10 protein-coding genes and 1 pseudogene are annotated in these 10028 nt (G+C 55.1%); 4 read left to right on the top strand and 7 right to left on the bottom strand.

The annotated features are described in order from the left end of the window. The 3 genes and pseudogenes from ackA to RTK32_RS13230 all read left to right on the top strand — a co-directional run. A pseudogene (gene ackA, locus RTK32_RS13220) lies at positions 1-613 on the top strand (acetate kinase); the annotation flags it as partial. A 118-nt stretch (positions 614-731) separates the two neighbouring features. Further along, on the top strand, positions 732-2876 hold the full coding sequence (pta, locus tag RTK32_RS13225; RefSeq protein ID WP_312044659.1) for a phosphate acetyltransferase: 2145 nt from the start codon (positions 732-734) through the stop codon (positions 2874-2876). 290 nt (positions 2877-3166) lie between these two features. Continuing rightward, a complete protein-coding gene (locus RTK32_RS13230; RefSeq protein WP_312044661.1) occupies positions 3167-4165 on the top strand; it encodes a hypothetical protein in 999 nt (332 codons plus the stop codon). A gap of 42 nt (positions 4166-4207) precedes the next feature. Here the strand turns inward: RTK32_RS13230 and yfcD are convergent, their stop codons facing one another. Next, positions 4208-4726 carry an NUDIX hydrolase YfcD gene (gene yfcD, locus RTK32_RS13235; protein ID WP_312044663.1) on the bottom strand — a complete coding sequence of 173 codons (519 nt, stop codon included), beginning with the start codon at positions 4724-4726 and terminating at the stop codon, positions 4208-4210. A 92-nt stretch (positions 4727-4818) separates the two neighbouring features. Continuing rightward, entirely contained in the window at positions 4819-5466 is a 648-nt protein-coding gene (gene yfcF / locus RTK32_RS13240) for a glutathione transferase (RefSeq protein ID WP_312044665.1), read from the bottom strand. Between the two features lie 175 nt (positions 5467-5641). Here yfcF and RTK32_RS13245 point away from each other — a divergent pair, with 175 nt between their 5' ends. After that, on the top strand, positions 5642-6535 hold the full coding sequence (locus tag RTK32_RS13245; protein WP_312044667.1) for a TIGR01777 family oxidoreductase: 894 nt from the start codon (positions 5642-5644) through the stop codon (positions 6533-6535). On the opposite strand, the gene hisP is transcribed toward RTK32_RS13245, so the two are convergent. The 5 genes from hisP to RTK32_RS13270 all read right to left on the bottom strand — a co-directional run. Beyond that, positions 6486-7310: a histidine ABC transporter ATP-binding protein HisP gene (gene hisP / locus RTK32_RS13250; RefSeq protein WP_312044669.1), complete on the bottom strand. Its 825-nt coding sequence runs from the start codon at positions 7308-7310 to the stop codon at positions 6486-6488. The two genes, RTK32_RS13245 and hisP, sit on opposite strands and share 50 nt — an antisense overlap. 8 nt (positions 7311-7318) lie before the next feature. Continuing rightward, positions 7319-8032 (bottom strand): ABC transporter permease, encoded by a 714-nt coding sequence (locus RTK32_RS13255; RefSeq protein WP_312044671.1) that lies wholly within the window; start codon positions 8030-8032, stop codon positions 7319-7321. Then, positions 8029-8715, bottom strand: a complete 687-nt coding sequence (locus RTK32_RS13260) for a histidine ABC transporter permease HisQ (protein WP_312044673.1) — start codon at positions 8713-8715, stop codon at positions 8029-8031. The genes RTK32_RS13255 and RTK32_RS13260 overlap by 4 nt, the downstream gene beginning before the upstream one ends. 86 nt (positions 8716-8801) lie before the next feature. Then, the gene (argT, locus tag RTK32_RS13265; protein ID WP_312044675.1) at positions 8802-9581 is read right to left on the bottom strand and encodes a lysine/arginine/ornithine ABC transporter substrate-binding protein ArgT; all 780 of its coding nucleotides are present in this window, start codon (positions 9579-9581) and stop codon (positions 8802-8804) included. A gap of 229 nt (positions 9582-9810) precedes the next feature. Then, positions 9811-10028 (bottom strand): flavoprotein (locus RTK32_RS13270; RefSeq protein WP_409451093.1); only part of this gene is annotated, 218 nt, incomplete at its 5' end.

Raw genomic sequence — 10028 nt, forward strand, 5'->3', positions numbered from 1 at the left:
GAACAAGCCGTTGCATGAACTCAATATCATTACCTGTCACCTGGGCAACGGCGGATCTGTTAGCGCAATCCGTAACGGCGAGTGCGTGGATACCTCAATGGGCCTGACGCCGCTGGAAGGTCTGGTGATGGGCACCCGCTCCGGCGATATCGATCCGGCAATTATCTTCTTCCTGCACGACACGCTGGGCATGAGCGTCGATGCGATCAATAAGATGCTGACCAAAGAGTCCGGGCTGCTTGGCCTGACCGGCGTAACCAGTGACTGTCGTTACGTGGAAGAAAACTACACGACTAAAGAAGACGCGAAGCGGGCAATGGATGTTTATTGCCACCGCCTTGCCAAATATATCGGTTCCTACACCGCCCTGATGGAAGGTCGACTGGATGCGGTGATCTTTACCGGCGGCATTGGCGAAAACGCTGCGATGGTGCGCGAACTGACGCTGAATAAACTGGCGCTGCTGGGTTTTGAAACCGATCATGACCGTAATCTCGCCGCTCGCTTCGGCAAAGCCGGCTTTATCAATAAAGAAGGCACCCGACCTGCTATTGTCATTCCCACTAACGAAGAGCTGGTCATTGCGCAAGATGCCAGCCGCTTAACCGCTTAAGCGCCCACCGTCAGCCCAGTCTGACGGTGTTGTTTCAGACACCAGGAAACCCACGCCGCTGTTTCGGCAGCTATCGCTAAAGCACCGGCACAACGGGTTTAATTATGAGAGGTTTACCTTGTCTCGTACCATAATGCTCATCCCTACCGGCACCAGCGTCGGTCTTACCAGCGTCAGCCTTGGCGTTATCCGCGCGATGGAACGTAAAGGCGTTCGTCTGAGCGTGTTCAAACCTATTGCCCAGCCACGTACCGGCGGCGACTCGCTTGACCAGACCACGTTGATTATCCGTAAAAACTCTGCCATCCCGGCTGCCGAACCGCTGCAGATGAGCCGCGTCGAATCGCTGCTCGGCGCGAATCAGCAGGACGTGCTGATGGAAGAGATCATTGCACGCTATCATGAGAACACTAAAGATGCAGAAGTAGTGCTGGTAGAAGGCCTGGTACCGACACGCAAGCATCAGTTCGCTTCTGCACTGAACTATGAGATCGCTAAGACGCTGAACGCGGAGATCGTGTTTGTGATGTCGCCCGGCAACGATTCGCCGGAAGCCCTGCAGGAGCGCATCAAGCTGACCCGCAGCAGTTTTGGCGGCAGCAAAAATAAAAATATCACGGGCGTCATTGTCAATAAGCTGAACGCGCCAGTCGATGAGCAGGGTCGCACCCGTCCCGACCTGTCAGAAATTTTCGACGACTCCACCAAGGCTAACATCGCCAATATTGATCCTCAGCAGCTGTCCGCCAACAGCCCGCTGCCGGTGCTGGGTTGCGTCCCATGGAGTTTCGATCTGATAGCTACTCGCGCTATTGATATGTGTCATCATCTCAATGCGCAGATTATTAACGAAGGCGATATCGCCACGCGCCGTGTGAAATCGGTCACGTTCTGCGCCCGTAGCCTGCCTCATATGCTGGAACATTTCCGTCCAGGCTCGCTGCTGGTGACGTCCGCAGACCGGCCCGATGTGCTGGTTGCTGCCTGTCTGGCAGCGATGAACGGCGTAGAAATTGGCGCTATCCTGCTGACCGGTGGCTACCAGATCGACGCGCCTATTCAGCGTCTGTGCGAGCGAGCTTTTGCTACCGGCCTGCCGGTGTTTATGGTTAAGACCAATACCTGGCAGACCTCGCTGAGCCTGCAAAGCTTTAATCTGGAAGTGCCCAGCGACGATACCCAGCGTGTGGAGCGTGTCCAGGAATACGTGGCCAGCCATATCAGCGCCGACTGGATTGACTCGCTGACGGCGGCTTCCGAGCGCAGCCGTCGTCTGTCACCGCCAGCCTTCCGCTACCAGCTGACCGAACTGGCTCGCCATGCCGGCAAGCGCATTGTTCTGCCGGAAGGCGACGAGCCGCGCACGGTAAAAGCGGCTGCTATTTGTGCCGAGCGCGGCATCGCCACCTGCGTGCTGTTGGGCAATCCGGATGAAATACAGCGTGTAGCTGCGGCCCAGGGCGTCGAACTGGGTAAAGGTATTGTCATTGTCGATCCGCAGCAGGTACGGGAAAACTATGTTCCTCGCCTGGTTGAACTGCGTAAAAACAAAGGTATGACCGAAGTTGTGGCGCAGGAGCAGTTGGAAGATAACGTGATGCTGGGCACGATGATGCTGGAAAGCGGCGAAGTGGACGGCCTGGTTTCTGGCGCGGTACACACCACGGCCAATACCATTCGTCCACCGTTGCAGCTGATTAAAACCGCACCGGGCAGTTCGCTGGTTTCTTCGGTGTTCTTTATGCTGCTGCCGGAACAGGTGCTGGTTTATGGCGACTGCGCTATCAACCCGGATCCGAATCCTGAACAGCTGGCTGAAATCGCTATCCAGTCCGCCGACTCCGCGACTGCTTTCGGCATTGAGCCGCGCGTGGCGATGATTTCCTATTCGACCGGCAACTCGGGCGCGGGCAGCGACGTGGAAAAAGTGCGCGAGGCTACACGCATCGCTCAGGAGAAACGCCCGGATCTGGTGATCGACGGTCCACTCCAGTACGATGCCGCTATTATGGCCGACGTCGCCAAATCCAAAGCGCCGGATTCACCGGTTGCTGGCCGTGCCACGGTATTTATCTTCCCGGACCTGAATACCGGTAACACCACCTATAAAGCCGTTCAGCGTTCCGCCGATCTTATTTCCATCGGACCCATGCTGCAGGGGATGCGTAAGCCGGTTAACGATCTGTCTCGCGGCGCGTTGGTAGACGATATTGTTTATACTATCGCCCTTACCGCCATTCAGGCGAAACAGGCCGAAAGCTAACGTTGCCTTTAAATTAAAGCGGATCGAAAGATCCGCTTTTTTTTGCGTAAATAAAAAAGCCATTCCGCTGGAATAACATTAACCCCGCTATTTGCGTACGCGCTGAAATCATGTCCCCCTCCTTATAAAAACCACCAACATCTTATTGATAATAAATAGAAAAAATCCAGAGTAAATTATTCCTGGTAGAATACAGGTTCCGGTGCCAGGCTTATCATGGCAAGAGACAGGGTCTTTTCGATAATAATATCTTCAGGAACAACACCTATATCAGGCAAGGGAGTTCTCTCATGAGCGATCACCACATTCATCCGGTTTACAATGACGTAAATAGCGGTATTCCGCTAAAACGTATTTCATGGAGCGCTATTTTCGCAGGCGTGGTTCTTTCTGTGGTTATTTATTTGCTGTTAACCATACTGGGGACGGCAATTGGCGCGACCACCATCGACCCGTTGAAAGAACAAAACCCGCTTGAAGGCTTAGGCACGGGCGCAACGATCTGGACAGGGCTTAGCATGCTGATCTCTGTGGGTGCAGGCGCCTATATTACCGGCCGTCTGGCACAGCGTGAAGGCGCGCTGCACGGACTTCTGATGTGGGCAGTGAATACACTGGTCTGCGTCTGGCTATTCGCTGTGGTACTGAGCAGCGCCGTTAGCGGCACCGCCAGCGTTATTGGTTCCGGCTTTACTATGCTGGGTAACGGCATTTCAACCGTCGCGCCTTCTGTCGGACAGAATATCAAACAGAAACTGCAGGAAAACAATATTGACCTGAACAACCTGCAAAACGAGCTGGAAACCACGCTGCGTCAGACCGGCAAGCCAGAACTGCAGCCGGAAAAACTGCAGCAGGACGCGAACAAAGAATCGAATACCGCAAAAAATCAGGCTGAGAATACCGCTAAAGATCAGCAGAATGCCGATACGGATTTAACCAACTGGTTCTCCGGTGTGGTACAGCGTAACCAGGCGACCCTTCAGGCTGCCGATGTCGACGCGCTGAAAAACATTATTAAAGCCCGTACCGGTAAAAGCGATCAGGAAGTCGATCAGATCGTTGCTCAGACTCAACAGAGCTATGAGCAGGCTTACAAGAAATATGAAGAGCTGAAGAAACAGGCCGAGCAGAAAGCTCGCGAAGCTGGCGAAAAGGCAGCGGCTGCCACGGCGAAAGCCAGCTGGATCGCCCTGATCACGCTGCTGGTGGAAGCCGCCATCGCTGGTTGGATGGGCATGCTGGGTCGTAAAACACAGCCTCACCTGGCCGTACGCGAAACGCGTTAAGTCCGGACACGCGTTAAAAAGGCCGCTTATGCGGCCTTTTTTTTAGCGATTCTGTTCGCCGTTGCGGCTCAGCCACAGCGACAGCGCCTTCAGCGAGTCATCCGTAAATTCGTCGCAGCGGCCGGTGATCTCTTCCGGCGTCATCCAAAAAATCTCTTCGACCTCTTCTTCCTGCATCGCAAACGGTCCGTGAGACACGCAGCTAAACAGGCCTCCCCACACGCGGCAATGCTGATCTTCATAATAGAACAAACCGTGTTCGGCAAAAGGCACAGCGGCAATGCCCAACTCTTCTTCTGCTTCCCGACGCGCTGATTCCAGCATTTCTTCACCGCTTTGCACCACGCCGCCAGCCGTTGCATCCAGCATGCCTGGCATAAAGTCTTTGTTCTGCGTCCGTCGCTGCACCAGGATTTTTCCCGCCCCGTTATGCACCACGATATAGGTGGCACGATGACGTAAACACTGCGCACGCATCTGCGCCCGGCTGGACTTTGCGATCGCTTCGTTATCTTCATTAACGATATCAACCCATTCCGTGCCGCTGTCTTGCTCCACCATCCCTAACCCTTACTTGTCTGGCGCCTTCGCGCTCGTTGATGCCTGCCCGCGCAGTCTGCCACGGGTCGCCTTAAGATATTGATCCCGCAGTGTCATTCTGCGGTATCTTTAGAAGATTCAGACAGCCAAAGCTGCACCGACGCACGCTGCCACTGAAAATGGGCGTACTCCGCCACGCGCCTCGGTACGCTGTCGCCATGCAGCGCCAGCCTGTTAATCATTATCGCTAAATCCGTATCCGCTATCGACCTCTCGCCAAAAAGATTTTGCTGGCCCGACGGCAACAGCGTTTCAACGGCAGCGATCAGCTTGTGGGCCGACTGCTGTGCGGCCGCCGACAACGGCGCAAAAGTTTCATTGGCAAACAGCACTTCGGTGGGTCGCTCCTGACGAAGCGGCAGGAAATCGCTGCGCAGCCAGGCCTGAATCTCCCGGGCCCTGGCGCGCTTTTCCCGGCCTTGCGGATAAAGCCGTTCAAACTCCGGTGCGGGAAAGCGTTCCTCCAGATATTCGGCAATGGCGGAGGATTCAGAAAGCATAAAATCATCCAGTTGCAGGGTGGGCACGCGGCGCGTCAGGGAGCGCATACCATAGGCCGCCTCAAGGTGCTGGTCGCTGGCAAGATCGACCCGCTTTATCGAAAACGGTACGCCCTTTTCACTTAGTGCGACAAAGGCAGACATGACGTAGGGGCTAAAAAAACAGGCATCTGACCACAAAACAACGTTGGGATAGTGCATCCTGAGTTCCTTATTAAGCGGCGTCTGCAACCTGTTTACCCATTTTTTCGCCAGAAGGCAATCATCGCGCGGCGTCAGCCTGTATCACTTTGCCACTTTGCTACTGCACGACGCACTTTCCGGTCAACTTCGCCTAAGCTTATGGCATTGACGACACCCTTTGAGGAACAAAAACATGCATATTTTACTCACGGGCGGCACCGGCCTGATCGGCAGCCATCTGATTCCTCGTCTTTTATCCCGCGGCGACAGTGTAAGCGTGGTCACGCGCGACGTCGTGAGCGCGCGGCAAAAACTGGGTGAAAAAGTCAGCCTGTGGTCCGGGCTGGATCAGCAACGTAATCTGGACGGCGTGGACGCCGTCATCAATCTGGCCGGTGAGCCTATTGCCGACAAACGCTGGACTGAGCAGCAAAAGCAGCATCTGTGTGAAAGTCGCTGGCAGATAACCGAAAAACTGGCCACGCTGATCAATGCCAGCACCACCCCGCCGAACGTTTTTATTTCCGGTTCAGCCACTGGCTTTTACGGCGACACCGGCGATATGGTGCTCACTGAGGACGACCCGGGCCACCCTGAATTTACCCATGAGCTGTGCGCGCACTGGGAGGCCCTGGCGAGGGCAGCCGACAGCGACAGGACTCGGGTTTGTTTGCTGCGTACCGGCGTGGTGCTGGCTAAAACCGGCGGCGCGCTCAGTAAAATGAAGCTGCCCTTTAAGCTGGGCATCGGTGGCCCTCTCGGCAATGGACAGCAATATATGCCGTGGATCCACCTGGAAGATATGCTGAATGCCATCCTGTGGCTACTGGACAATCCCGATCTGCGCGGGCCGTTTAATATGGTTGCGCCCTACGCGGTACGCAATGAGCAGTTCGCTGCCCTACTGGGCCACGCGCTGCACCGCCCCGCCTTTATGCGCACGCCCGCCAGCGCCATTAAACTGATGATGGGCGAGTCGTCGGTGCTGGTGCTGGGCGGTCAGCACGTGCTGCCGGAACGCCTGGAAGCGTCAGGCTTCAGATTCCGCTGGTATCAGCTGGATGAGGCACTGGCGGACGTGGTGTAGCGTCCTGCTTTAATGCGCCCGTTAAAAACTGCTGCAGCCGCGGGCTTTGCGGCCGGTTGAACAGCTCGTCCGGCGGTCCCTGCTCTTCTATTCTGCCCTGGTGCAAAAAAATCACGTGGCTGGAAACGTGGCGGGCGAATTCCATCTCGTGCGTCACCACCACCATGGTTTTGCCCTCTTCCGCCAGCTTTTGCATAATCCTCAGCACTTCACCCACCAGCTCCGGGTCGAGCGCCGAGGTCGGCTCATCAAATAGCAGAACTTCCGGCTCCATTGCTAACGCGCGAGCAATTGAGACACGCTGCTGCTGGCCCCCGGACAGATGAACCGGATATTTTGCCCGTGCCCGCTCGTCAATGCCGACCTTATCCAGATAGCGGATGGCGCGCGACTGCGCCTCGGCTTTGCTCAGGCCCAGCACCTGAATGGGCGCCTCCATCACGTTTTGCAGCACCGTCATGTGGCTCCAGAGATTAAAGTGCTGGAACACCATCGTCAGGCTGGTTCGCAACGCCCGCAGCTGTTCTTTGTCAGCCACTTTTAACTGGCCATCTTTGTCGCGCACCAGATTAATGGGCTGATTATTAACGGTAATCGCCCCTTCACTCGGTTTCTCCAGAAAATTAATGCAGCGCAAAAAAGTGCTTTTCCCCGAACCGGAAGAGCCAATAATCGTAATGACATCTCCCGCCTTTGCCTGAAGCGAGACGCCCTTCAGCACTTCATGATCGCCGTAGCGTTTGTGCAACTCGCTGACGTGTAATTTATTGGACATAGGTCTACTCAATGGGTCGAAGGTTTTATATGCGCCAGCCAGCGTTGTTCCGCTTTGCGGAACAGACTGATTAAGACATAAGAGATGATCAGATAAAGCACGGCTGCTATGCCAAAAGCGACAAAAGGCTGATAGGTGGCAGAATTGATATCGCGTGCAACCTTCAGCAAATCCGGTACGGTCGCGGTAAAGGCCAGCGCCGTAGAGTGCAGCATCAGGATCACCTCATTGCTGTAGGCGGGTAGCGCAATGCGCAGTGCCGAAGGCAGGATAATGCAGCGATAGAGCTTAAAAGTAGAAAAGCCGTAAGCTCGCGCCGCCTCGATTTCACCGTGTGGCACAGCACGAATGGCGCCAGCGAAAATCTCTGTCGTATAGGCGCAGGTATTCAGCGTCAGGGCCAGCAGCGTACAGTTCAGGCCGCTGCGGAAAAAGGTATTAAGTAAATCGTTGCCCTTAACCACATCCAATGTGTACATGCCTGAATAAAATATCAGCAACTGTACATACAGTGGCGTTCCGCGAAACAGATAGGTAAACAGCCAGACCGGGAAACTGACGGCCTTAATGGACGACACGCGCGCAATCGCCAGCAGGATCGCCAGACTGCCGCCCAGCACCACGGAAATAATCAGCAGCCAGAGCGTGATCGCCACGCCGGAAAAACGATAGCCATCCGACCACAGCAGCGCTTTTCCATACTCCTGTAAAATGTCGATCATAAGTCCGCCCTCTTCACGCCCACCGAGTAGCGGCGAGTCAGCCACCACAGCACGCCGTTAGAGAGCGTGGTGAAAATCAGGTAAACCGCGCCGGCAACGAGGGCAAAATAAAATGGCTGCCAGGTGCTTTTGCCCGCCAGCTGCGTAGCCTTCACCACATCCTCCAGCCCCAGCAGTGAAACCAGCGCGGTGGCCTTAAGGATGACCTGCCAGTTATTGCCAATACCGGGCAGCGCGTAGCGCATCATCGCCGGAAACAGGATGCGGCGAAACGTTTGGGTGGCGGTAAAACCAAAGGCGGTAGCGGCTTCAATCTGCCCTTTCTGCACGGCCATAAAGGCCCCGCGAAATGTCTCCGTAAAATAGGCCCCATAGATAAAGCACAGCGTAATAATACCCGCCGTCATGGGATCGATATCGAACTGGCTGAGGCCCATAAAACCGGTGAGCTGATTAAGCGCGATTTGCAGACCATAGAAGATCAGCAGCATCAGCACCAGATCGGGCACGCCCCGAATAAGCGTGGTGTAACCTTCAAACAGCATTGCCAGCGGACGTCGCCCGGAAAGCTTCGCGCCAGCGCCGATGAGGCCCAGCACGACCGAAAGCAGCACTGAACAGAGCGCCAGCTCCAGTGTGACCATAGCGCCCTTGAAAATAATTGCCGAGTAGCCATACAGCATAAGAAGTTTCCCGTCTGATTTAAGGCGTTTGCCCCGCCGCGTGGGACAAATTGGGGGCCGCCAGCGCCGCCCCCTGACAGGTTTTCTTAGCCGCCGTAGACGTCAAAGCTGAAATATTTTTTTGCCAGCTTGTCATAGGTGCCGTCTTTGCGCATAGCCGCAATGGCTTTATCGATAGCGGCTTTCAACTCGGTGCTCTCTTTCGGCAGGCCAATACCGGTGCCGATACCAAAGATTTTTTCGTCCTTCACCGCCGGGCCGGCGAAAGCGTAATCTTTGCCTACCGGCTGCTTCAGAAAGCCTTCGCTGGCGGCGACTTCGCCCTGAAACGCGGCATCAATGCGTCCTGCCGTCAGGTCCTGATAAACCAGATCCTGATTGGCATAAGGCGTGACAGTCACGCCCTGCGCACGCCAGTACTGGTTAGCATAAGTTTCCTGGGTAGTTCCCTGCAGCAGGCCAATGGTTTTGCCCTTCAGCGACGCGACCGTCGGTTCGATTTTGGAGCCTTTCGGCGCGATCAGTCGGGCATTGGCGGCATAAAGCTTCTCGGAGAAGGCGATCTCCTGCTGGCGCTTTTCGGTAATAGAAAGCGAAGAAATAATCGCATCGATTTTTTTCGCCTTGAGAGAGGGGATCAGCGCGTCGAAATCGCTTTCGACAAAGGTGCATTTGGTCTGAATGCGCTTGCAAATTTCGTTCGCCAGGTCGATATCAAAGCCCACCAGTTCGCCCTGAGCATTTTTAGACTCAAAAGGAGCATAGGTTGGATCGTTGCCGAACCGCAGCGTGGTTGGCACGGCGGCCAGCGCGCTTCCGGCAGAAAGCGCCAGCAGCAGAGAAAGAGCCATAACCTTCTTTTTCATAGATTATCCTCAGAGTCACTTTTATGATGAATGGGCCAGCGCTTAGACGTGCAGATTTCATGCCATCTTTATCAGGCGGTCGCGCGGGGGCGCCGATGCGCAGAAAGGTTAAAAAAACGCGACCCGATAGCAGGAGTGTAGAAGAGAAATGCCTCGCTTTGGTGCATATTTTGCACACAAAGCGTTTTTATCACGGAAAGTGCACCAGAAGCGTGCGTAAGACTGGCGTCTATGCACCCTGCCAGCGCGTGAAAAGGTCCTTATCCAGCTCAATATCAAACTGATCCAGCACGCGGTTAACCGTCTGGTCAACGATGTCCATCACGTTCTCAGGACGATGGTAGAAAGCCGGCACGGGCGGCATAATAATCGCGCCCAGCTCCACTGCCGTGGTCATCATACGTAAATGCCCAAGGTGCAACGGCGTTTCCCGTACGCAAAGCACCA

This window comes from Erwinia sp. (assembly GCF_031978025.1).
GTDB lineage: Bacteria > Pseudomonadota > Gammaproteobacteria > Enterobacterales > Enterobacteriaceae > Erwinia.

What these genes read in the sequence shown, in the direction of transcription:
- RTK32_RS13230 (WP_312044661.1), top strand. Translation starts at nt 3,167, where the DNA reads ATGAGCGATCACCACATTCATCCGGTTTACAATGACGTAAATAGCGGT.
- yfcD (WP_312044663.1), bottom strand. Translation starts at nt 4,726, where the DNA reads ATGGTGGAGCAAGACAGCGGCACGGAATGGGTTGATATCGTTAATGAA.
- yfcF (WP_312044665.1), bottom strand. Translation starts at nt 5,466, where the DNA reads ATGCACTATCCCAACGTTGTTTTGTGGTCAGATGCCTGTTTTTTTAGC.
- RTK32_RS13245 (WP_312044667.1), top strand. Translation starts at nt 5,642, where the DNA reads ATGCATATTTTACTCACGGGCGGCACCGGCCTGATCGGCAGCCATCTG.
- hisP (WP_312044669.1), bottom strand. Translation starts at nt 7,310, where the DNA reads ATGTCCAATAAATTACACGTCAGCGAGTTGCACAAACGCTACGGCGAT.
- RTK32_RS13255 (WP_312044671.1), bottom strand. Translation starts at nt 8,032, where the DNA reads ATGATCGACATTTTACAGGAGTATGGAAAAGCGCTGCTGTGGTCGGAT.
- RTK32_RS13260 (WP_312044673.1), bottom strand. Translation starts at nt 8,715, where the DNA reads ATGCTGTATGGCTACTCGGCAATTATTTTCAAGGGCGCTATGGTCACA.
- argT (WP_312044675.1), bottom strand. Translation starts at nt 9,581, where the DNA reads ATGAAAAAGAAGGTTATGGCTCTTTCTCTGCTGCTGGCGCTTTCTGCC.